This window comes from Geodermatophilus sp. SYSU D00814, from assembly GCF_054050055.1.
Genome location: NZ_JBJGYP010000012.1, coordinates 18,075 through 40,333, shown reverse-complemented (window position 1 = coordinate 40,333; position 22,259 = coordinate 18,075). Strand labels below are relative to the sequence as shown.

At 73.7% G+C, this 22,259-nt stretch carries 20 protein-coding genes; 16 read left to right on the top strand and 4 right to left on the bottom strand.

The window, feature by feature from the left end; genetic code table 11:
• The first annotated feature begins 1 nt into the window (after position 1).
• The 11 genes from ACI780_RS11215 to ACI780_RS11165 all read left to right on the top strand — a co-directional run bounded on the left by ACI780_RS11215 (position 2) and on the right by ACI780_RS11165 (position 10,919).
• Positions 2–1,318 carry a C-glycoside deglycosidase beta subunit domain-containing protein gene (locus ACI780_RS11215; RefSeq protein WP_457002935.1) on the top strand — a complete coding sequence of 439 codons (1,317 nt, stop codon included), beginning with the start codon at positions 2–4 and terminating at the stop codon, positions 1,316–1,318.
• A 113-nt stretch (positions 1,319–1,431) separates the two neighbouring features.
• Positions 1,432–2,214, top strand: coding sequence for a nuclear transport factor 2 family protein (locus tag ACI780_RS11210; RefSeq protein ID WP_457002933.1), 783 nt, complete (start codon positions 1,432–1,434; stop codon positions 2,212–2,214).
• 8 nt (positions 2,215–2,222) lie between these two features.
• Entirely contained in the window at positions 2,223–3,671 is a 1,449-nt protein-coding gene (locus ACI780_RS11205; protein ID WP_456871910.1) for an MFS transporter, read from the top strand.
• Positions 3,672–3,887: 216 nt separating this feature from the next.
• Positions 3,888–4,856 (top strand): sugar phosphate isomerase/epimerase family protein, encoded by a 969-nt coding sequence (locus ACI780_RS11200; RefSeq protein WP_456871909.1) that lies wholly within the window; start codon positions 3,888–3,890, stop codon positions 4,854–4,856.
• Positions 4,853–5,824, top strand: coding sequence for a sugar phosphate isomerase/epimerase family protein (locus ACI780_RS11195; RefSeq protein ID WP_457002931.1), 972 nt, complete (start codon positions 4,853–4,855; stop codon positions 5,822–5,824). Before ACI780_RS11200 ends, ACI780_RS11195 begins: the two co-directional genes overlap by 4 nt.
• Complete coding sequence (locus ACI780_RS11190) at positions 5,821–6,771, top strand: sugar phosphate isomerase/epimerase family protein (protein WP_457002930.1); 951 nt, start codon at positions 5,821–5,823, stop codon at positions 6,769–6,771. The genes ACI780_RS11195 and ACI780_RS11190 overlap by 4 nt, the downstream gene beginning before the upstream one ends.
• Positions 6,768–7,754: a sugar phosphate isomerase/epimerase family protein gene (locus ACI780_RS11185; protein WP_456871906.1), complete on the top strand. Its 987-nt coding sequence runs from the start codon at positions 6,768–6,770 to the stop codon at positions 7,752–7,754. Before ACI780_RS11190 ends, ACI780_RS11185 begins: the two co-directional genes overlap by 4 nt.
• Positions 7,754–8,152: a C-glycoside deglycosidase beta subunit domain-containing protein gene (locus ACI780_RS11180; RefSeq protein ID WP_457002928.1), complete on the top strand. Its 399-nt coding sequence runs from the start codon at positions 7,754–7,756 to the stop codon at positions 8,150–8,152. Before ACI780_RS11185 ends, ACI780_RS11180 begins: the two co-directional genes overlap by 1 nt.
• A 10-nt stretch (positions 8,153–8,162) precedes the next feature.
• Positions 8,163–9,221, top strand: a complete 1,059-nt coding sequence (locus tag ACI780_RS11175; RefSeq protein WP_457002926.1) for a sugar phosphate isomerase/epimerase family protein — start codon at positions 8,163–8,165, stop codon at positions 9,219–9,221.
• A 1-nt stretch (position 9,222) separates the two neighbouring features.
• Positions 9,223–9,999, top strand: coding sequence for a TIM barrel protein (locus ACI780_RS11170; protein ID WP_456871903.1), 777 nt, complete (start codon positions 9,223–9,225; stop codon positions 9,997–9,999).
• Positions 9,996–10,919 carry a ThuA domain-containing protein gene (locus tag ACI780_RS11165; RefSeq protein ID WP_457002924.1) on the top strand — a complete coding sequence of 308 codons (924 nt, stop codon included), beginning with the start codon at positions 9,996–9,998 and terminating at the stop codon, positions 10,917–10,919. Before ACI780_RS11170 ends, ACI780_RS11165 begins: the two co-directional genes overlap by 4 nt.
• On the opposite strand, the gene ACI780_RS11160 is transcribed toward ACI780_RS11165, so the two are convergent.
• Complete coding sequence (locus ACI780_RS11160; protein ID WP_457002922.1) at positions 10,853–11,539, bottom strand: trehalase-like domain-containing protein; 687 nt, start codon at positions 11,537–11,539, stop codon at positions 10,853–10,855. The genes ACI780_RS11165 and ACI780_RS11160 overlap by 67 nt on opposite strands.
• A 236-nt stretch (positions 11,540–11,775) precedes the next feature.
• On the opposite strand from ACI780_RS11160, the gene ACI780_RS11155 reads away from it, so the two are divergent.
• Complete coding sequence (locus ACI780_RS11155; RefSeq protein ID WP_457002920.1) at positions 11,776–12,939, top strand: ABC transporter ATP-binding protein; 1,164 nt, start codon at positions 11,776–11,778, stop codon at positions 12,937–12,939.
• Positions 12,940–13,077: 138 nt separating this feature from the next.
• Entirely contained in the window at positions 13,078–14,601 is a 1,524-nt protein-coding gene (locus ACI780_RS11150) for an amino acid permease (RefSeq protein WP_457002919.1), read from the top strand.
• Positions 14,602–15,112: 511 nt separating this feature from the next.
• Here ACI780_RS11150 and ACI780_RS11145 read toward each other — a convergent pair.
• Positions 15,113–15,643 carry a MarR family winged helix-turn-helix transcriptional regulator gene (locus ACI780_RS11145; protein WP_456871898.1) on the bottom strand — a complete coding sequence of 177 codons (531 nt, stop codon included), beginning with the start codon at positions 15,641–15,643 and terminating at the stop codon, positions 15,113–15,115.
• 92 nt (positions 15,644–15,735) lie between these two features.
• Here ACI780_RS11145 and ACI780_RS11140 point away from each other — a divergent pair, with 92 nt between their 5' ends.
• Positions 15,736–16,311 (top strand): NADPH-dependent F420 reductase, encoded by a 576-nt coding sequence (locus ACI780_RS11140; protein ID WP_456871897.1) that lies wholly within the window; start codon positions 15,736–15,738, stop codon positions 16,309–16,311.
• 48 nt (positions 16,312–16,359) lie between these two features.
• On the top strand, positions 16,360–17,271 hold the full coding sequence (locus ACI780_RS11135) for a dioxygenase family protein (RefSeq protein ID WP_457002918.1): 912 nt from the start codon (positions 16,360–16,362) through the stop codon (positions 17,269–17,271).
• Between the two features lie 73 nt (positions 17,272–17,344).
• Here the strand turns inward: ACI780_RS11135 and ACI780_RS11130 are convergent, their stop codons facing one another.
• A complete protein-coding gene (locus tag ACI780_RS11130; protein WP_456871895.1) occupies positions 17,345–18,574 on the bottom strand; it encodes an acyl-CoA dehydrogenase family protein in 1,230 nt (409 codons plus the stop codon).
• Positions 18,575–18,741: 167 nt separating this feature from the next.
• Here ACI780_RS11130 and ACI780_RS11125 point away from each other — a divergent pair, with 167 nt between their 5' ends.
• Positions 18,742–19,521, top strand: a complete 780-nt coding sequence (locus ACI780_RS11125) for an enoyl-CoA hydratase/isomerase family protein (RefSeq protein WP_456871894.1) — start codon at positions 18,742–18,744, stop codon at positions 19,519–19,521.
• Positions 19,522–19,620: 99 nt separating this feature from the next.
• Here the strand turns inward: ACI780_RS11125 and ACI780_RS11120 are convergent, their stop codons facing one another.
• Positions 19,621–22,155, bottom strand: coding sequence for a DUF4062 domain-containing protein (locus ACI780_RS11120; RefSeq protein WP_457002917.1), 2,535 nt, complete (start codon positions 22,153–22,155; stop codon positions 19,621–19,623).
• Positions 22,156–22,259: the final 104 nt, after the last annotated feature.

Here is a 22,259-nt window from a genome sequence, read left to right as displayed (position 1 = left end):
GGTGCTCGACTTCTCGATCATCCAGGGCCGCGGCTTCCGCAACGTCGTGGAGGGCGGCCGGGTCACCGGCTTCGCCTTCCAGCTGCGCAACCCCAACTACCGGGGCGGGCCGGCCAGCATGCTCGACGGCATCGAGGTGGTGGTCGACGGCGAGCGCGTCCCCGACTCCGTGCCGCTGTGGACGCTGCAGGGCCGCACCCTCACCCTCGAGGAACTGCGGGCCTCGACCGACGTCCGCTGGCAGCTCGACGAGCCGGCCACCATCACGGTGCCCAGGCCGGGGGGCCTGCCGGTGGGCGTGCACCGCATCGAGGCGACGCTCTACCTGCGCCGGTCCTACTTCCCGCCGCTGATCAGCCGGTCGGAGTTCGCGATCGCCGGCTCCGGCGTCATCGTGCCGCCGGTGCCGGACGGCGGGTTGAGGTACTGCGTCTCGACCTACAGCTACACCGGCGACGTCCACACGTCGATGACGCTCGAGGACGTCTTCGCCGACATCGCCGACCTCGGCGCCACCGGCATCGAGATCCTCGGTGAGGGCAACGTGCCGGGCTACCCCACGCCGGACCGGGCCTGGATCGACGGCTGGCACGGGCTGGTGGAGAGGTACGGCCTGACGCCGACCAACTTCGGCTCGTGGGTGGACACCACGCGCTTCCCCGGACGCGACCTCACCGCCGAGGAGGGCGCCGAGCAGCTGCAGCACGACCTGCGGCTGGCCCGGGAGCTCGGCTTCACCTCGGTGCGGCCGAAGTTCGGCGTCGTCTCCTGGGACCTCGACCCGCACCCGATCTGGCAGGAGGTCGTCGCGCGGTCACTCGATCTCGCCGCGGAGCTCGACGTGGTCATCTGCCCGGAGATCCACGCGCCGACGCCGATCCGGCACCCGGTCACCCAGGGCTACGTCGACTTCATCGAGAAGACCGGCACCGAGCACTTCAAGCTGCTCATCGACACCGGCATCTTCCAGACCGCCGCCGTCCGCGAGGCCGCGGAGGTGCTCGGCACCGACGACGACGAGGACGTGCCGCCGCCGCTGCGCCCGCTGCGCGTGCCCATGGCCGACCTGGTCGAGGTGCTCCCGCACACCCACTTCATCCAGGCGAAGTTCTTCGAGATCGACGACGACCTGCACGACCTGCACGTGCCGTGGCAGGACATCGTGCCGACCCTCGAGGAGGCGGGCTGGAACGGCTGGCTCTCCAGCGAGTACGAGGGCCGGCGCGAGCCGTACCGCGGCCGTGACCAGGTGCGCCGCCAGCACGCGCTGCTGCGCTCGCTGCAGACGGGCGCCCGGGGCGCGCGCGACCGCGGCTGACCGCACGTGCCCCTCTCCTGCCGGCTGATCACGCCGCGCCCGTTCCGGGGACCGCCGTTCCCCCGGTGAGCCCGCCCCACCGACACCCGACCAGAGGAAGCAGGGACCCGGACATGACCACGATCGACCAGACCCAGGCGCTCGAGCAGCGCCTCGCGGCCCTCGAGGAGCGGCTGGCCGCCGCCGAGCTGGCCGCCGGCCGCGCGCAGGACCGCGGCGCGGTGGAGAACGTCTTCAACCGCTACATGCACTACCACAACGCCTACGAGGACCAGCGGATCATCGACGAGCTCTGGGCCAGGCCCGGCACGCCGGACGTGTGGTCGCGCTACAACAACGTCGGCCTCTACACGACCTACGAGTCGGTGACCGCCTACCACCGCGGGCGGCCCAAGCCGGTCGGCAAGCTGCTCTTCCACTACACGACCACCCCGGTGGTCGAGGTCGGCGCCGACGGGCAGACGGCCAAGGGCATCTGGATCATGGCCGGCCTCGAGTCGGGTCTGATGGACCCCGAGGTGGCGAAGGACGTGCCGCCGTGGGTCTTCTCCGGTGGTGAGGTCGACGGCAAGCCGGTCTGGGCGCACTGGGTGTGGTGCAAGTACGGCGTCGACTTCGTCAAGCAGGACGGCGAGTGGCGGATCTGGCACTTCCGCTGCTACGAGGTGGCCCGGGCGCCGTTCGACCGGGACTGGATCTCCTTCGCCAAGGACAACCAGGAGAGCCACGACTCGCAGCTGGCCTGGTTCGGTGACGACGGCGTGCCGGTGTTCCTGCCCCCGGTCGACGAGCCGGTGACGACGACGGACTACCACCCGTACGCGAACGACCGGGCCCAGACGCTGGAGCCCGAGCCGCCGAAGCCCTACGACCGGTTCGAGGACACCTTCCGGTAAGGACCCCCGTGCCCCCCACCGCTCGCACGCTCGCGGCGGGCCCCTACACGGGGGCCGCTCCGCCGCGCCATCCCTCCGTCGTCCTCGCGGTCGCGTGCTCGGCGCAGTTCATCGCCGTCCTGGACGCGTCGATCGTCAACGTCGCGCTGCCGCCGATGCAGGAGAGCCTCGGGCTCTCGCCCACCGGGCTGCAGTGGGTGGTCAGCAGCTACGCGCTGACGTTCGCCGGCTTCCTGCTGCTCGGGGGCCGGGTCGGCGACCTGTTCGGCCGCAGACGGGCGTTCGTCGTGGGCCTGGCCCTGTTCGCCGCGGCCAGCCTCGCGGCCGGCCTGGCTCAGGAGGGCTGGCAGGTCGTGGCCGCCCGCTTCGTGCAGGGACTCGGCGGCGCGGTGCTCGTCCCCACGACGCTCAGCCTGGTCGCCACCGGTTCCCCCGACCCCCGCGCGAAGGCGAGGGCACTGAGCCTGCTCACAGCGGCGGCCGCGTCCGGGTCGGCGCTCGGCGGCGTCATCGGCGGGCTGCTGACCGGTCTGCTCAGCTGGCGCTGGGTGTTCTTCGTCAACGTGCCGCTCGGCGTCGCGCTGGTCCTGGCCGCGCTGTGGGCGCTGCCCGGCCGGCCGCCGGGACACGTGCGGGGGCGGCTCGACGTGCCGGGGTCGGTCACCGTCACCGTGGCCACCGCGGCGCTGGTCGGGGCGGTGATCCTGGGGGAGGAGCGCGGCTGGTCGTCGCCGGCGACCCTCGGCTGCCTCGTCCTCGCGGTGGCGTCGGCCGGGCTGTTCGTGCAGGTCGAGCGCCGGGCCGCGGAGCCCGTCGTCCCCCTGGACGTGTTCGGCGTCCGGCCGGTCACCGTCGCGAACGGGCTGAGCGCACTCGTCGGCGGCCTGCTGCCGACGACGATGTTCCTCCTCGCCCTGTACCTGCAGCGCGTGCTCGGCATGGACCCCCTGCAGGCCGGCCTCGCGCTCACCCCGGGCGCCGTCGGCATCGCCCTGGGCGCGCGCGGCGCCTCGCGGTGGATGGCGGCGCTGGGGCCGCGGCGCAGCTTCGTGCTGGGCGCCCTGGTCGCCGCCGGGTCGCTGGCCTGGCTCGCGGGGATCGACGTCGAGGGCCGCTACGCCGTCGACGTGCTCGTGCCGCTCACCCTGGCCATGGCCGGCTTCGGCGCCTCGGGCCTGCCGCTGACCGTCACCGCGATGTCCGGCCTGCCGCCGGAGCGGGCCGGGCTGGCCTCGGGCCTGCTCAACACCTCGCGCCAGGTGGGCAGCGCCGTGGGCCTGGCGGCGCTCGTCTCGCTGGCCAGCGCGGTGGCCGCCCGCCACGGCGGGCCGGACGACGCGGCGGGGCTGACGGCGGGCTCCGGGACGGCGTTCCTGGTGGGCGCGGGCCTGCTCGTGGCGGCGTCCGTGCTGGCTCTCGCCCTGCCGACGCGGCAGCCGGCGCATCACGGGCGCTGATGCCCGGCATCAGCAGATCGCTCTGGCCTCCGTGGCGCGGGCCACAGCAGAATCGAGTCGGCTGAACGAGCCCGCACCACACCTTCTGCTCGACCAGGGCGGTCTCGCCCCAGGTGGCTCCCGATGCCGCCGCCGAGGGCCCTCGGCCCCCGGTTCTCGGACCGTCGCGCCGGGCCCCTCGCCGGACCCGGGTCGCGCGCCAGCGAAGGGATTCCCGTGGCCTGGACCAAGTGGTCGTACATGGACCACTGGGTGACGGAGACGCCGCAGGGGCCGCAGCCCCCGTCGTTCAACCGCGCCTACATGGACCGGTACGTCAAGCAGCTGTCGGCGCTCGGCTTCACGGGCTTCGACACGTTCTTCTTCTACCTGCCGCTCTACGCCGGGATGTACGGCGGCGTCCCCGGCTTCGAGCGCTTCCTGCAGGACAACGGCTTCGACAAGATCACCGGGATCTTCTCCGCCTACCCGTCGGCCACGAGGTACACGGCGCCGCACGTGCGGGAGACGCACGACCGGATCGTCGCCGACTGCGAGAACACGCTGCGCATGTGCGAGGGGCTGAGCGGCGTCGAGAACTTCATCGTCATGCCGACGTCGACGTACTTCCAGACCGAGCCGGTCACCGACGACACCATCAAGGTGGTCGCCGACCTGTGGAACCGGGTCGGCGCGCTGACCCTCGAGCACGGCATGACGACGACCTGCCACTTCGAGTTCTGGGGTGCGATCCGCACCCGCGAGCAGCTCGACACGTTCCTCCGGTACACCGACCCGGAGCTCGTCTCCTTCTTCTGCGACACCGCGCAGCACACGATCGCCGGCGTCGACCCGGTACAGCTGTTCCGCGACCACTCGGACCGCTGCACCGGCTTCCACTTCAAGGACACCAAGAACGTCGACGAGCACGAGGCCTACCGGACGCCGCCGGACCCGGAGCTGATGGCGCCGCAGGTGACCCGCTGGTTCTACGAGATGGGCGAGGGCGGTCTGGTCGACTTCCCGACCTTGATGAAGGAGATCGTCGCCTCCGGCTACGACGGCTGGCTGACCGTCGAGCACGACAAGGCCGAGCTCGGCGGTGGCAGCTACGCCGAGGCCACCGCGGTCGCCAAGTGGTACATCGACAACGTCCTCGCCGAGGCCGAGGCCGAGGCGCGCAGCGCGCTGGAGACGGCCCGATGAGGGACACCCTGCGCTGGGCCTACGCGCTGAACCAGTGGAACGTCCGGCTCGACGTCTTCGTGCGGCACGAGGACCAGCAGCGGGCGCTGAAGACCGTCTCCGCCTGCGGCTTCGACACGATCGAGCTGGCCTCGGGCACCGGCCGCTGGGACAACATCAGCCGGCCCGAGGTCATCCTGCTCAACCACGGCAGCCACACCGGCTTCCTCGACTTCCTGCGCCGGGCGCAGGTGCAGCGCGTGTCCAGCCTGTTCTGGGACCCGCAGGCGCCCGCGGAGGAGGAGGAGGGCTACGCCTTCCGGTCGACGGCGAACCCCGCCGACGCCGACGCGATCGTCGAGTGGTCGAAGCCGTTCGTCGACTTCGTCGCCGGCGTGGGTGCCGACCAGCTCGTCGTCCGCCCCGTCGGGTCGGCCTGGATGACGCCGCCGCTCGACGCCGACGCGATCAAGCGCATCGGCGACGTGTGGAACCGGGTCGGCGAGCTGACGTCGGCCGCCGGCACCGGCCTGGCGCTGCACTACGACTGCCTGGGCGCCGTGCACACCGAGGCAGAGCTGACCGGCCTGCTCGACGCGACCGACCCGGCGACCGTCGGGTTCGCGCTCGACACCGCGGAGCTCACCGTGGGCGGGATGGACCCGGTGGCCTTCTACCGGCAGCACGCCGACCGGGTCACCCACGTGCACCTCAAGGACACCCGGTACTCCGACACCGGCGAGGAGTACCGGATGCCCGGTGCCGAGTCGACGATGCTCAAGGGCGGGGCCGGACGGCGGATCGAGCGCTGGTTCTTCGAGCTCGGTACCGAGGGCGGCCTGGTCGACGTGCCCGGCTTCGTGTCGGCGCTGCGAGAGCACGATTACCCGGGCTGGGTCGTCGTCGAGAGCGACCACGGCGGCAACCCGGCGGAGTTGGCGATGCTCAACAGCTGGTACCTGCAGCACGAGCTCGGGATCCCGAAGTGACCGCCGCGGAGCGCGCCATCAAGTGGTCCTACATGGACCACTGGCGGAGCAACGGCCCGGCGGGGCCGGTCGACCAGTGGCACTCGCACACGACCATGTCGGCCTTCCTCAAGCAGATCAAGGCCGTCGGGTTCGACGCGATCGACACCTTCGACTTCCGCATCTGGCAGATGTACGGCGACTACGGCGGCCCGGCGGGCTACCAGCGGATGGTCCAGGACCACGGCCTGGAGCGGATCGTGAACACGTTCCACGCCGCCGATTACGACGTCCGCAACTACGCGCCCCACCTGCCGGAGACGCACGAGAACATCCTCGAGGACTTCCGCGTCACGATGGGCCGCTGGTCGGAGATCGAGCTCGACAACATCATCGTGATGCCGGCGACGCTCTACTACGACATGGAGCCGGTCACCGAGGACAAGCTCAAGTACACGGCGGAGTGCTGGAACAAGGTCGGCGAGATCACCGCGGGTTTCGGCGTGCGGCTCACCTGCCACCACGAGTTCTTCTGCGGCATCCAGAGCGAGCCGGACATCGAGACCTTCTACTCGTACACCGACCCGCAGTACGTCTCGCTGTTCGTGGACACCGCCCAGCACTGCATCGCCGGGGTCGACCCGGTCGCGCTCTACGACCGGCACGCGCACCGGGTCAGCGGCTTCCACTTCAAGGACACCCGCAACGTGGCCACCGGCGACGACCACCGGCACCGGCCCGACTCCGAGATCATGGCGCCGACCACCGGCAAGTGGTTCTACGAGATGGGCACCGACCAGGGCCTCGTGGACTTCGCGGCGATGATGACCGCCGTCCGTGACAACGGGTACCGCGGCTGGATCTCCGTCGAGCACGACAAGGCCAACAAGGAGGGCGGCGACTACTCCGAGAGCACCGCGATCTCCCGCTGGTACGCGAAGAACGTCCTCGAGGAGATCTACCGATGAGCGGGATCCGCTGGGCGTACGCCATCAACCAGTGGAAGCCGCAGTTCGACGACTTCGTCCGCCGCGAGCAGCACGAGCGCGCGCTGAAGACGATCTCCATCGCCGGCTTCGAGGGCGTCGAGCTGACCTACGGCACGGGGCGGTGGGAGCCGCTGGGCAACCCCCAGCAGCTGGCCGCCAACTTCGGCTCGGTCGCGGGCTTCCGGGAGTTCCTCCGCAGCTGCGCGCTCGACGCTGTCTCCAGCTGGTACTGGGACCCGGCCGAGCGCTCGATGGAGCACCTCACCGGCCCGCTGTCGCCGCTCGCCGACGCCGACGTCCCGGCGATCGTGGCCCGCGCGCGGGAGCTCGCCGCCGCGTTGGCCGAGCTCGGCGGGTCCGTGCTGCTCGTGCGCCCGGTGGGGGGCGCCGGGGACGTCGAGCCGCTGGACGACGAGGCGATCGGCCGGCTCGCGGCCTGCTGGGAGGCGGTCGGCCGGGCGACGGCCGAGCACGGTGTCCGGACGGCGCTGCACGTCGACTTCCTGTCCGCGCTGCGCCGCGACCACGTGCCCCGGCTGCTCGACCGCACGGACCCGGCACTGGTCGGGCTGGCCGTCGACACCGGCGAGCTGACCGCCGGAGGCATCGACCCGGTGTCGGTGATCGAGCGGTACGGCGACCGCGTGTGGCACGTGCAGCTCAAGGACGCCCTGGCCGTGGACGACGCCGAGGAGTACCTGCAGCCGCACGCGCACTGGACGGTGCGGGTCCGCGGGGGAGCGCGGGAGGTGCCGCGCTGGTTCGCCGAGCCGGGCGCCGACGGCGGCCTCGTCGACGTCCCGGCGGTCCTCCGCGCCCTGCTGGACGCGCGGTACGAGGGCTGGGTCGTCGTCGAGAGCGACCAGAGCCCGCACCCCGCCGCCAGCGCCCTGCTGGCCGGCTACCTCGTGCAGCGCGAGCTGCGCCCGATCCTCCTCGACCAGCGGAAGGCAGCCGTCTGATGGCCACCGGCGACACCGTCCTCACCGACGACAGCCTGCTCCGGCGCCCCGAGGGGCTCGGCATCGCGCTGACCGTGCCCTGGTACCGCAGCCTCTGGCTGTCCAGCGTCAGCGACATCGCCGTCGCGGTGGAGGGGCGCGACATCCCGACGGCGGACCTGCGGGTCGAGCTGGGGGAGCGGACCTTCCGGGTCGACGAGCTGGCCGACCAGTGGGACGTCCTGTGGTTCATCCAGGACCGGCTGGTCGTGGTCGTCCCGCTCGACGAGCCGCCGGCCGAGGGGCAGCAGGTCGACGTCGAGGTGACCGTCGACCTGCGGCTGCCCTACATGCAGATCGCACCCGCGACGTACGTGACCAACCACGCGAGCAACCGCCGGTCGCTCGCCGTCCGCTGAGGAGCACGCGATGACCAGCACCGCTCCGGCCCGGGAGGCGCAGCCTGCAGTCGAGGGCAGCGGCATCACGCTCGGTCTCACCCTGTACTCGCTGACCAGCGAGTGGGCGGCCGGCCGCTACGACCTCGCCGGCCTGCTCGACGTGGTCGACGCCGCGGGCATCGGCCCCGGCATCGAGATCGTCGCCTCGCAGACCATCCGCACCTACCCCGAGGTGACCGACGAGTTCGTGCGCACCTGGCGCGAGGCGTTCGACCGGCACGGCTTCGTGCCGAGCTCGTTCGGGTGCAACCTCGACACGGGCCGCCGCCGCGACCGGGACATGACCCCGGACGAGGAGTACGAGTTCACCGTCACCCAGTTCCGCAGCGCGCACGCGCTCGGTTTCCCGCTGGTGCGCATCCAGAGCGCCAAGCCCTCGCTGATCCGCCGGCTGCTGCCGGTGGCCGAGGAGCTCGACCTCACGATGGGCTGGGAGCTGCACGCCCCGCTCGGGCCGAACTCGCCGCGGGTGCTGGAGATCCGCGAGACCTACGCCGAGATCGACTCGCCGCGGCTGGGTTTCGTCGCCGACTTCAGCTCGACCATGCACGCGATGTCGCCGACCATCCTGCGCAAGCTCGGGAGGATGGGCCTCGGCCCCGAGGAGCTCGGCCGGCTCCAGGAGATCTGGGCGACCGACGCCGACATCGACGCCCGGCACGGCGAGTTCGTCGAGTACCTGCACTCGCGCGGCATCGCGCCGGAGTCGCTCGGCTCGTTCGCGCGGCTGGCGTTCAACATGCACGGGCACGTCGACCCGGCCGAGTGGGCCGACATCATGCCGCAGATCAAGCACGTGCACGCCAAGTTCTACGACATCGACGAGCACGGCGACGAGCCGGCGATCGACTACCCGGCGATCGTCCGGGAGTTCGTCCGCGGCGGCTACAGCGGCTTCTTCTCCAGCGAGTGGGAGGGCCACGCCTTCGCCGACCTGGACGAGGCCGACCCCGTGGACCTCGTCCGCAAGCAGCACGACCTCATCCGCCGGTCGATCACGGCCGCCCTCAGCGAGAAGGACTCCTGACGTGTACCAGCTCTCCGCCAACATCGAACTGCTCTTCACCGAGGCCGGCCCGGACGCCGGTGACCGGGTCCGCGCCGCCGCGGCCGCAGGCTTCGACGCCGTCGAGATGTGGTTCTCGACCGACAAGGACCTCGACTCGCTCGCCAAGGCGCTCGCCGACACCGGCGTCCAGCTGACCTCGCTGCTCGCCGGCCCGCGGATGGGCTTCACGTTCCCGGGCACCGACCTCGCCCCGGCCCACGAGGGCCTGGACACCGCGGTCGAGCACGCGAAGCTCCTCGGCTGCCCCCGGATCGTGCTCGCCTCGGGCGTGGGCTTCCCGGGCATGAACCGGCAGCGCAACCACCAGGTGGTCATCGACCTGTACGGCGAGGCCGTGCAGCGGCACCGCGGTTCGGGGATCACCTTCGTCCTCGAGCCGGTCAACTCGCGCGTCGACCACCCGGGCGCGCTCACCGACCGCACCGAGGACGCCGTCCACGTGGCCCGCGCCATCGACGACCCGTCCTTCGGCATCCTCTACGACCTCTACCACTCGATCGCCCAGGGCGAGGACCCGAGGACCGAGCTGGCGAACGCGGCGGGCTTCGTCAAGTACGTGCAGCTCGCCGACGCGCCCGGCCGGCACGAGCCCGGCAGCGGCGACGTCGACTGGCCGGCCCAGCTGGCCACGCTGCGGGCGTCGGGCTACGACGGCCCGATCGGGCTCGAGTACTTCCCGGCCGTCGAGACGGTGAAGTCGGTCGAGTACATCCGGTCGGTCGCGGCGGACGCGTGACGGAACCGGCGGCGAAGCTCGACGTCCTGCTGGCGACCGGCAGGGTCACCGTCGAGCACGACAACGAGTACCGGAGCTTCCGGCACCACACCTCGATGCTGACGGCGCTGCTGGAGTCGACCGGGCGCTTCCGGGTGCGGGTGCTCGAGGAGTTCCGCGGCATGGGCGACGAACTGCTCGACCGGTTCGACGTCGTCCTGGTCGTGTACGAGGGGCGGGACGACTACCACTCGGTCGCCGAGGGCTTCGGGACGACGACCGAGCAGGCGCTGCTGCGGTTCGTCCGCGAGAAGGGTCGTGGGATCGTCTGGTTCCACGGCTCGTCGGTGCAGGAGCCGGACTGGGGCTGGCCGGAGGAGTTCGACCGGATGCGCGGGGCGACGCTCAGCCGGGAGACCGGTCTGCGGCCCCGGCCGCAGGGCGAGGTCGTCGTCCGGACCGCGGAGCCACGGCACCCGGTCACCGAGGGCCTGGAGGCCGAGTGGGCGGTCGTCAACGACGACGTCCTGACCGGCGCGCGGATGGACCCGTCGGCGCGGGTGCTGCTCACCGTCTTCGACGACGTCGACAGCTACCGCCGGGCCGGCTGGCCGAACGCGCACACCCCGGTGGTGATCCCGCCGGGTGGGCTCGAGGAACTGAACGGCATGAACACCGACCAGCCGCTGGCCTGGGTGAACGAGTGGGGGAGCGGCCGGTCGTTCTGCGTCACCCTCGGGCACGACTGGGACACCTTCCGGAAGGTGCCGTTCATGACGCTGCTGGTCCGCGGCGTCGAGTGGGCGGCCACCGGGTCGGTCACCCTCGGGCCGCCCGAGCGGACCGGCGCCGCGCGCTGGCGGCTGTGGCCGTACTACGCCGGCGACCCGTCCCGCTTCGACCGCGCCGCGCCCGCGGCCGCGGCCGCCGCCCGTGACTGACCGCGTGACCGCACTCCCTCCCGGACGGCCCGTGCGGCCGGGCGGGTGCCCGAGAGGTGGCGGGCGGTGTAGACCAGCCCGACGTGGCTGAAGGCCTGCGGGGTGTTGCCGGCCTGCCGGCCGGCCGCGACGTCGCAACTCCTCGCTGAGCAGGCCGAGGTCGTTGCGCAGGCCGAGCAGCCGGGTGAACAGCGCGTCGGCCAGCCAGAAGCTGCAGGCGAGGAACGCCCCCTCGTCACCGCGCAGCCCGTCGACGCCGCCGTCGGCGTCCACGCGGTAGCGCCGCAGCAAGCCGTCGTGGTCGAGCTCCCGCTGCAGGGTGGTGACGGTGCCTGTCCGCGCGGCGGCATGAGGTCGACCACGCGCACGGTCCCCTCGGGGGTCTGCCACTCCGCCTCGAGCACCAGCGAGTCCCCGCGGTAGCGGCGGCGCGTGCAGGTCCCGCCGCGGTGGGGGGCGAGCACCCAGGAGCCGGCCCGCTCGTCGCCGAGCAGCGCGGCGAAGCAGGCGGGGGAGTCGAACCGGGGCAGGCACAGCCAGTCGACGGTGCCGGTGCGGTCGACCAGCGCGGCGGTCTGCAGGTCGCCGACGAGGCCGTGGTCCTCGATCCGCGCGGTCACCGGGTCGCCCGTGCCGGGGGGTCCTGCAGCGAGATGACGATCCCACGACCCCACATCGGGGTGCAGCGCGCTCCCGGCACCGGCGAGCGGCTCCCGCCGCCGTGCCCGGTCCCGCGGGCGCGCCGGTCGTCGCCGACCCGGTGGGTACCGCCCTCGGGACCACGGCGGGGCGGCCCGCGGCGGTGCACACTGCCTCCACGGGACGGTCGGGCGGGACGAGGCGGCGGGCAGGACCGATGACGGACACGGGCGTGGTGGGCGTGACCGTGGTCCGCGGCGGGACGACGGTGCTGCACGACGTGACGCTGCTCGCGGCCGACGGCGAGCTCCTCGTGGTGCTGGGCCCGTCCGGCAGCGGCAAGTCGACGCTGCTGCGGGCCGTGGCGGGGCTCGACCAGGTCCGCTCCGGCGACGTGCTGGTCAGGGGGCGCCGGGTGACCCGGCTGCCGTCCTCCGAGCGGCACGTGGCCATGGTGTTCCAGTCCTCCGCCCTGTTCCCGTTCCTCGACGTGGCGCGCAACCTCGGGTGGGGCCTGCGCGTGCAGCACCGGCCGGAGGCCGAGGTGCAGGAGCGGGTCAGCGGCCGGGCCCGGCAGTTGCGGCTCGGCCGCCTGCTGGCCCGCCGGCCACGCGAGCTGTCCGGTGGCGAGCGCGGCCTGGTCGGCGTCGGCCGGGCGCTCGTGCAGGTCCCGGACGTCTTCCTGCTCGACGAGCCCCTCGGCGACCTCGACGCCGTGCAGCGCGTCGAGGTGCGGCGGCAGATCGTCGACGTCGTCCGCTCCCTCGGCGTCCCCACGCTCTACGTCACCCACGACCCGGCCGAGGGCCTGGTCATCGCCGACCGGGTCGCGCTGATGAGCGAGGGCCGCGTCGTGCAGGTGGGCCGGCCCCGCGAGCTGTACGAGCAGCCGGTGGACCTGTTCGTCGCCGGGTTCGTCGGCGACCCGCCGATCGGGCTGCTGCCCGCCCGGCTGGTGTCCGCCGGCGGGCAGGCCGGCTTCCGGGTGGGTGCCCGGACCCTGCCCCTGTGGCAGCCGGTGCCACCGCCGCTGCTCGACCACGTCGGCCGCGAGGTGCTCCTCGGCCTGCGTGCCGAGGACGTCCACGACGCGGCGGCCGGTCAGGACCCGGACGCCGTCGCGCTGGACGGGGTGGTGAGCCACGTCGAGTACACCGGACGGCACCAGGTGGTCGCGGTCGTGGTGGCCGCGCCGCCGGACACCCCGGGCGGGGCAGCGCTCGGCGGCGGCTCCCCCGGCGGCACCCTGCACTCGTTCCTCCCGCCGCGGGCGGTGGTCCGCCCCGGTGACGCGGTCCGGGTCACCGTCGACGCGGCCCGCGCCCACGTCTTCGACCCGGTCACCGGCCGGGCACTCCGGCACCCCCCGGAGCGGCGCTGACCACCGCCGCGCGCCCGGTGACCTGAGTACACGGGGCCTCACGGTGCGCAGTCGCTGCAGTGGCGCGACTCCGCGAGTCGCCCCATCCTTGTCGGCACGCCTGACCCCACCGACCCGTCGTTCCACGAGGGAGCGGACATGGCTCACGGCCCCGCCGACAGCGGCGACCTCCACAAGGGACTCAAGCAGCGCCACCTCACGATGATCGCGATCGGCGGTGTCATCGGCGCGGGCCTGTTCGTCGGCTCGGGCGCGATCATCGGCGAGGTCGGTCCCGCGGCGTTCCTGACCTACGCCCTGACCGGCGTCCTGATCGTCATGGTCATGCGGATGCTCGGGGAGATGGCGGTGGCCAACCCCTCGACGGGGTCCTTCGCCGACTACGCCCGGCAGTCGCTCGGCGGCTGGGCCGGCTTCAGCGTGGGCTGGCTGTACTGGTACTTCTGGGTGATCGTCGTCGGCTTCGAGGCCGTGGCGGGTGCGGCGATCCTGCAGCGCTGGCTGCCCGACGTCCCGCTGTGGGTGCTGGCGCTCGTCCTCATGGTGCTCATGACGGCGACCAACCTGTTCTCCGTGGCCTCCTACGGGGAGTTCGAGTACTGGTTCGCCGGCGTCAAGGTCTTCGCGATCGTGGTCTTCATCGCGCTCGGCACGCTGTTCGTCCTGGGGCTCTGGCCGGGGCGCGACCTCGACTTCTCGAACCTCACCGAGCACGGCGGACTGTTCCCCAACGGCGCCGGCACGCTCGTCTCGGGCATCGTCATCGTGGTCTTCTCGATGGTCGGGGCCGAGATCGCCACCATCGCCGCCGCCGAGTCCGCCGAGCCGGAGCGCGGCATCGCCCGGGCCACGAACTCCGTCGTGTTCCGGATCCTGATCTTCTACGTCGGGTCCATCTTCCTGCTGGCCACCATCCTGCCGTGGAACTCCACCGAGCTCGGGGACTCGCCCTACGTCTCGGCGATGGAGGAGATGGGGATCCCGGCGGCGGCCGAGATCATGAACGCGGTCGTGCTCACCGCCGTCCTGTCCTGCCTGAACTCCGGCCTCTACACGGCCTCGCGGATGCTGTTCGTGCTCGCCGCCCGGCACGAGGCACCCGGCCGGCTGCTGTCGATCAACCGGCGCGGTGTCCCCGCGTGGGCGATCCTCGCGTCCAGCGTCGTCGGGTTCCTCTGCGTGATCGCCGCCTACGTCTCGCCGGACACCGTCTTCCTGTTCCTGCTCAACTCCTCCGGCGCGATCATCCTGTTCGTCTACCTGCTGATCACGCTGTCCCAGCTGCGGATGCGGCCGACGATCCCGCCGGAGCGGCTGCGGGTGAAGATGTGGTTCTACCCGGTCCTGACCCTGCTGACGGCGGCCGCGATCGTCGCGATCCTCGTGCAGATGCTCGTCCGGGAGAGCACCCGGTCGCAGCTCCTGCTCAGCCTGCTCGCCTGGGCGGTCGTGCTCGTCGCCTACGCCGTCCGGCGCCGGGCCATCGGCGCGGCCCACCTCAGCGAGCAGGGGGCCGCCGCGGAGACCCGGGCCGAACGGTGGATGCACGAGCACGGCGCCGTCGTCGACGCCGAGGTCGACGCCGCCGTCGGGGAGGGGCGGCTGGACCCCCGCGTCATCCGGCGGATGGACGAGGAGGGCTATCCCAACGAGGCGCCGTGACCCCCGGTCCCGTCCGTCGGGGCACCGTCGACGTCGTCCGCTGCGTCACGCGGGAGTCCGGTGGGGACTCCACCACCGAGGTCGGGGAGGGGCCCACCGAGGCCTTCGTCTTCGGGTGGGGGCGGGACGCGCGGCCTGCTCACCCACTTCCTCGAGAGCCAGCGGACGACCGTCACCGTGCGGTACGACGACCAGCCGGCGGTGACCCGGGGCCTCTCGGACGCCTCCTCCGCGCCGGTGTACGACGTCCAGGAGGGCATCTGGTCGAGCGAGCTGCTGGATCCCCCTGGGCGACCTGGTGGCCGGGGACGAGGTCACGGTCACCATCGACACGACGACCACGAGGCCGAGCACGGACCAGCTCGAGGGGGCCCACCGGGAGCTGGTCCCGGCCGGCGCGACGCTCGCCTCCGGCACCTGCGTGATCACAGTCGTCCCTGCGTGACGGGCCGTCGCGCGACGCCCGCCGGCGCGCACCACGGCCGGGAGCGCGAGGGAGCCCTCGGCGCGGTCAGGCGCCCGAGTGCCTCCGGGACTGCGTCCCGGGGACGTCGTCGTCGTAGAGGGTGTAGGTCGCGCTCATCGTGCCCGCGGGGTCGAGCCGGGCGAGCAGGGCGTCGCCGATGGCGGCGAGCTGGTCGATCTGCTCGTCGCTGAGCGCGTCGACGACGTGGTGCCGCACGGCGGCGACGTGGCCGGGCGCGGCCGCCCGCAGCGTCGCCCAGCCGGCGTCGGCGAGCCGGACGTCGGTCACCCGGCGGTCGTCGGGCCGGGAGGCGCGCGCCACCAGCCCCCGACCCTCCATGCGCGTCAGCACGTGCGAGAGGCGGGGCAGGGTGGCGCTGGTCCGCCGGGCCAGCTCGGTGGTGCGCAGCGTCCGGCCGGGGACCTCGGAGAGCATGGCCAGCACCTGGTACTCGAACTCGGTCAGCCCGGCGTCCCGGCGCAGCTGTGCGTCGAGGACGCCGGGGAGCAGCTCGAGCACCGCGCGCAGACGGATCCAGGCGCGCAGCTGTCGCCGGTCGAGCCACGGTGTGTCCACGGTCACGTCCTCACCGGAATGCTTGTGCCGACAAGTATGCTGTCCCTGCTGGTAGTTGTCGCAACAACCAATCAACCGGCAGGAGCAGCGACGTGGCACACGTGAGCATCATCGGCACCGGCACCATGGGTCAGGCCATCGCCGAGGTCGTCCGCCGGGGCGGCCACACCGTCGAGCTGATCGGGCACGGTGACACCGACCAGCCGGTCACCGGCGACGTCGTCGTCCTCGCCGTCCACCACGCCTCCGTCGCCGAGGTCCTCGACCAGCGCGGTGCACAGCTGGCCGGCAGGGTCGTCGTCGACATCACCAACCCGGTGGACCCGCAGACCCTCGCCTCCCTGGTCGTCCCGGCCGACGGCTCCGCCACCGCCGGGATCGCCGCGGCGCTGCCCGACTCCCGGGTGGTCAAGGCGTTCAACACGAACCTCGCCGCCACCCTGGCCTCCGGGACCGTCGGCGACCAGCCCACCACGGTCCTGATCGCCGGTGACGACGCCGGCGCCACGTCGCTGCTGGCCGGGATCGTCACCGACGGCGGACTGCGCGCCCTCGACGCCGGCCCGCTGCAGCGCGCCCGCGAGCTGGAGGCGCTCGGCTTCCTGCAGATCACCCTGGCCGCCGCGGAGGAGGTCGCCTGGACCAGCGGCTTCGCCGTCGTCGCCTGACGACCGGCCCCGTTCCCCCACGCCTCCCACGCACCCCCAGGAGCCCGCATGACCACGCCCGCCCCCACCCCGACCGCTGCCGCCGACGCACGCATCCCGGCCGCGCACCCCTTCACCGCGCACCTGCGGCGGGCCGCCGCCCTCGAGGCCGAGCGGCCGCACCGCGCCTGGACGCCGGAGGACGGGCCGCTGCCGAGCCTCTACCTGTCCCACGGCGGCGGGCCGCTGCCCTTCGCCGACCCCGGGTGGCTGGACCCGCTGCACGGCTGGGCCCGGGCGCTGCCCAGGCCGCGGGCGATCCTGGTCGTCAGCGCGCACTGGGAGTCCGCGCCGCTGTCGCTCAGCGCCGCCCGTCCGGCCGAGCTGGTGTACGACTTCGGCGGCTTCGACCCGCTCTACCACACCTTCCGCTACGGCACCCCCGACGCCGGCGAGCTGGCGCGGCAGGTGGCCGGGCTCGTGCCGGACACCGAGCAGGTGCACCAGCACGCGCGCCGCGGGCTCGACCACGGCGCGTGGGTGCCGCTGAAGATCATGTACCCGGCGGCCGACGTCCCGGTGCTGCAGCTGTCCCTGCCCACCGAGGACCCGGACCGGCTGCTGGCCCTCGGAGCGCGGCTGCGGCCGCTGCGCGAGTCCGGCGTGCTGGTGGTCGGCTCCGGGCACATGACCCACGGCCTGCCGTTCCTCACCCGGGAGAACTTCACCCGCAACGAGGTGCCGGGCTGGTCGGCGGACTTCGACACCTGGGCCGCCGACGCCCTCGCCCGCGGCGACGTCGCCGAGCTCGCCCGCTTCCGCACCGCCGCGCCGGGCATGCCCTACGCCCACCCCACGGTGGAGCACTTCACCCCGCTGTTCGTCACCCTCGGCGCGGCCACCGACCCCACCGCGCCGGTGACCACCACGCTCGACGGGTACGGCGTCGGCCTGTCCCGGCGCTCCTTCCAGGCGGCCTGACGCCGGCGGGGTCGACTGCCGCGGGGACGTCGACGACCGCGACACGACCCGCTCTGGCGGGCTGACCGGGGGGTCAGCCCCGCGGCGGGAGCACCGGCGTGCGGCCGAGCTCGGCGCGCGCGATCGACCGCAGGTGGACCTCGTCCGGGCCGTCGAACAGCCGCATCGCGCGGTGCCAGGCGTACATGGCGGCGAGCGGGGTGACGTCGGACATCCCGGCGCCGCCGTGGACCTGGATGGCCCGGTCGATGACGCGGGTCGCGGCCCGGGGGACGGCGACCTTGGCCATGGCCACCAGGTCCCGGGCGGTCTTGTTGCCGTGGACGTCGATGACGTGGCTCGCGCGGTGGCACAGCAGCCGGGCCTGCTCGATCTCCAGGCGGGACTCCGCGATCTGCTGCTGCACCACGCCCTGGTCGGCCAGCGGGCCGCCGAAGGCGACCCGCTCCCGGGCCCGCGCGGTCAGCAGGGCGAGGGCGCGCTCGGCCGCGCCGAGAGCGCGCATGCAGTGGTGGATCCGGCCCGGCCCCAGCCGCGCCTGCGCGGCGGCGAAGCCCCCGCCCTCCTCCCCGACGACGTTGGTGACGGGCACCCGCACCGCCTCGAAGGACACCTCGGCGTGCCCGTGCTGGTCGTGGTGGCCGAGGACGGGGTGGTCGCGGACGACGGTCACGCCCGGCGTGTCCCGGGGGACGAGCACCATCGTCTGCTGCCGGTGTGCCGGCGCCGACGGGTCGGTCTTGCCCATGAGCACGAGGACGGCGCACCGCGGGTCCATCGCGCCGCTGGTCCACCACTTGCGGCCGGTGATCACGTACTCGTCGCCGTCGCGCTCGATCCGGGTGGCGATGTTGGTGGCGTCGCTGCTGGCGACGTCGGGCTCGGTCATGGCGAACGCCGAGCGGATCTCCCCGGCGAGCAGGGGCTCGAGCCAGTCGCGCTTCTGCTGCTCGCTGCCGAGCAGGTGCAGCAGCTCCATGTTGCCGGTGTCCGGGGCGGCACAGTTGATCGCCTCGGGCGCCAGGTCCAGGCTCCAGCCCGACAGCTCGGCGATCGGCGCGTACTCCAGCTGGGTCAGTCCCGACTCCGCCGGGAGGAACAGGTTCCACAGGCCCTGCGCCCGTGCCCGCCCCTTGAGCTCCTCGACGACCGGCGGCACGACGTGGCCGTCCGGGCCGGCCGCCCGGCGGGAGGCCAGGTAGGCGGGCTCGGCCGGCAGGACCTCCTCCCGCATGAAGGTGACCATGCGGTCCCGCAGCTCGCGGGCCCGCGTGCTCGGCGCGGGCAGCTCGTGGTCGGACACGGGGACCTCCCGGGGGACGGTGGGACCGGCCCCACCGACGCTAGGGCCACCGTGGGCCGGGGGGCCAGGCACGGAGGAGGACAGGGTCCGCGCGCCGCCGGTCGCCCTAGGGTGCTGGGGGAGGACCCCCGGACCGGGTCGTCCCCGTCTCCGCGGAGGAGCCCGGCATGAACGCGGTCGAGTACGAGCAGCGGGACGGCGTCGCGCGGGTCCGGCTGGCCGACGCCGAGCGGGGCAACCCCCTCACACCGGCGACGGTCGGCGAGCTGGGCCGGGCCGTGCGGCGGGCCCGCGCCGACGACGTGCACGTCGTGGTGCTCTCGGCCGCGGGCCGGACCTTCAGCGTCGGCGGGGACGTGTCCGCCTTCGCCGCCGCCGAGGACGTCGAGCAGGTGGTCGACGACATGGCCGAGTCGCTGCACCGCGTCGTCAGCGACCTGCACCGGCTGGACGCGGTGGTGGTCTCGGTCGTGCAGGGCACCGCGGCCGGCGCCGGGGTGCCGCTGGCCGCGGCGGCCGACCTCGTGCTCGCGGCGGAGTCCGCGCGGTTCACCCTCGCCTACACCCGGATCGGCTTCTCCCCGGACGGCGGCAGCACGCTGCTGACGGCGTCGGTCGGGCTGCACCGGGCGCTGCACCTGGCGCTGCTCAACCCGGTCCTCTCGGCGGAGGAGATGCGGGCCATGGGGGTGGTGACCCAGGTGCACCCCGACGCCGAGCTCGAGGGGGCCGTCGAGGACGTCGTCGCGGCGCTGCGGTCGGGCTCGCGGACGGCGCAGGTGGCCGCCAAGCGCCTGCTCCGCGACGTCGCCACGCCGAACGCGGAGGCGGCGCTGCGCCGCGAGACCCTGTCGGTCCGGGCCGCCGCCGCCAGCGCGGACGGGCGGGAGGGCGTGGCGGCGTTCCTCGGCAAGCGCCCCCCGCGCTTCCCCAGCAGCACGCCCTGACCCCTCCGGTGAGGCTTCCAGGGGAGACCTGAACCCGTCGCTCGGGGGCGGTCGCCCGGACCGAGGCGCCGGCGCGCCCCGGGGGCGACCGGGTGGGCGTCACCGGGCGGTCAGCAGGTCCTCCAGCGGTCGGCGCGCCTCGGCTTCGATGCGGGCGGCACTGTCCGCCTCGCCCAGCCGGTCGGCGAGTGCGGATCGGGTGTGCGCCCACGTGGTCCGGTCGGTGGGGAACACGGCCGCACCGACCGACCGGCGGACCCCCTCGGCCGCGCCGGTGAGGCGGGCGGCCCGCTCCGGGTCCCCGGCCTCCACGGCGACGGCGGCCAGCCCGTCCAGTGCCCGGGCGCTGGTCTCGCGGCTGTCGAGGGCGCGGCCCTGCTCCAGCGCGTCCCCCAGCACGCGGCCCGCCTCGTCCAGGTCCCCTCGCGCGGTGTGCGCCAGGCCGAGGTTCACCAGCGCGTTGCCGAGAACGATCTCCGTCGGGACCGTCCGGGCGACCGCGACGCTCTCCTCGAGCACCGGCACCGCCTCCCCGGGGTCGTCCCGCAGGAGCAGCGCCGCGCCCAGGAACAGCAGCGCGAACGCGAGGCCCCACCGGTCGTCGAGCCGGCGGAGGTCCGCCACGGCGGCCCTGAGCATCGCCTCCCCCTCGGCGGGGTCGGCCGCCGCCACGAGCTGTCCGAGCGGGACCGCCGCCAGGGCGGCCGAGCGGCGGTCGCCGAGTGCCCGGTGCAGCTCGACCGCCGTCCGCAGCGCCGGGAGCGCGCGGTCGTGGTCGCCCTGTCCGAAGCTCAGCATCCCGACCACCAGCGACGCGGAGGCGCGCTCGGCGTCGGTGATGCCGGAGCTGCGCGCCAGCACCTCCTCCATCCACCCGATCCCGGGGCGGAAGAGGCCGTGGACCCACCAGAACCGCCACAGCGCGAGCCCGAGCTCGGTCGCCTCGTCCTCGGCGCCGCGGTCGAGGCACGTCCGCATCGCCGCGCCCAGGTTCCGGGACTCGACGACGTACCGGTCCAGCGCCGACGGGTCCGGCCGCCCAGGCGGTGCCGGCTGGATCGTGAGCGCGAACGCGCGGAAGAAGGCGGCGTGGGCCGCGCGGATCCGATCGGCCTCCCCGCTGGCCGCCAGACGCTCCTCGGCGAACTCCCGGACGGTGTCCAGCAGGCTGAACCGCGGGTCCCCGGAGTCCGGTGCCCCCACCCGGACCAGGCTCTTGTCCACCAGGGAGGCCACCGCGCCGAACACGTCGGGCACCCGCTCGTCGGCGCACACCGCCTCGGCGGCCGGCAGGGTGAAGCCGCCGACGAAGACGGCCAGCCGGGCGAAGGCGACCTTGTCCCCGACGTCGAGCAGGTCGTAGCTCCACTCCACCGTCCGGCGCAGGGTGTGCTGCCGCTCCGGCAGGTCGCGGGGTCCCCCGGCCAGCACGGTGAACCGGGAGTCCAGCCGGCGCAGCAGCTCGACCGGGTCGAGCAGCCGCACCCGGGCGGCCGCGAGCTCGATCGCCAGCGGGAGCCCCTCGAGCCGGCGGCAGATCTCGGCGACCGCCCGCAGCTGTGGCTCGTCCACGGGGACGTCGGCCCGGACCGCCCGGGCGCGGTCGAGGAACAGCCGCACCGCCTCGGTCCGGGCCACCACCTCGACAGGCTCGCTGGCCCGGCCCGTCTGCAGCGGGGGGACGGCGACCACGTGCTCGCCGGTCAGGTGGAGGACCTCTCGGCTGGTGGCGAGCACGGTGAGTTCCCGGGCGGCCTCGAGCAGCTGCGTGACCAGCGGTGTCGCGTCGGCGACCTGCTCCAGGTTGTCGAGGACCAGCAGCACCTGCCGCGGCGCCAGGAACGCGGCGAGCGCGTCCTGCGGCGACCGGCCGCCCCCGTCCGACAGGCCGAGCGCGGTCGCCATGGCGGAGGGCACCAGGGCGGACGCGCGCACGGTCTCCAGCGGCACGGCGGCGACGCCGTCCCGGAACGCCTCCTGCAACCCGGTGGCGACCTGCAGTGCCAGGCGGGTCTTGCCGATGCCGCCGGGCCCGACGAGGGTCACCAGGCGCGTGGCGGGATCGCTCAGCAGCTTGCGCAGCTGCGCCACCTCACGCCGCCGGCCGACGAACGAGCTGGTCGGCGCCGGCAACCTCCACCGCGGACCGGGCGCGCCGCCCGCCGTCGCCCCCGGGAGCTCGAACCGCTCACTGAGCAGCAGGGCGAGGTCGTCGGCGACCAGGGTGGCGAGCTCCTCGGCGGTCCCGAAGCTGCGGTAGGACAGCCCGTCGGACCCGATGCGGTCGATCATCGTCGCCAGCCTCGGGTCCCGGTCGGGCGCCGGCGCCTTCAGGTACACGAGCTTGGGCATGTCCTTCGCGGCGAGGTACTCGTCCTCCAGCCCCGACAGCTCCTGCCCGGGTGCCACCCAGCCGTACGACTGCCAGTAGACGCCCACGAACACGTGGCTCTGCTGCAGGTACGCGAGGTAGAGCTCGCGCGGCGGGTGGGGCCGGGCGCCCAGCTCGAAGAGCACCGGGGTGAACCGCAGCCGCTCGACGGCGGCCTTCACCGCTGCCCGCTCGGCGGCCAGCTCCTGCATGGTCGAGCTGATGAAGACCCGGAGCCGCTGGTCCGGGGTCCGGATGGGCACAGCGGTCCTCCCTCGGCGGGTGAGGCGGTCAGGGGCGCCGCGACGCCGTCGAGCGCGGCCGGCCGGCTCGCGGCGTCCTCACGGAGAGCCGACGAGGTGGGGCC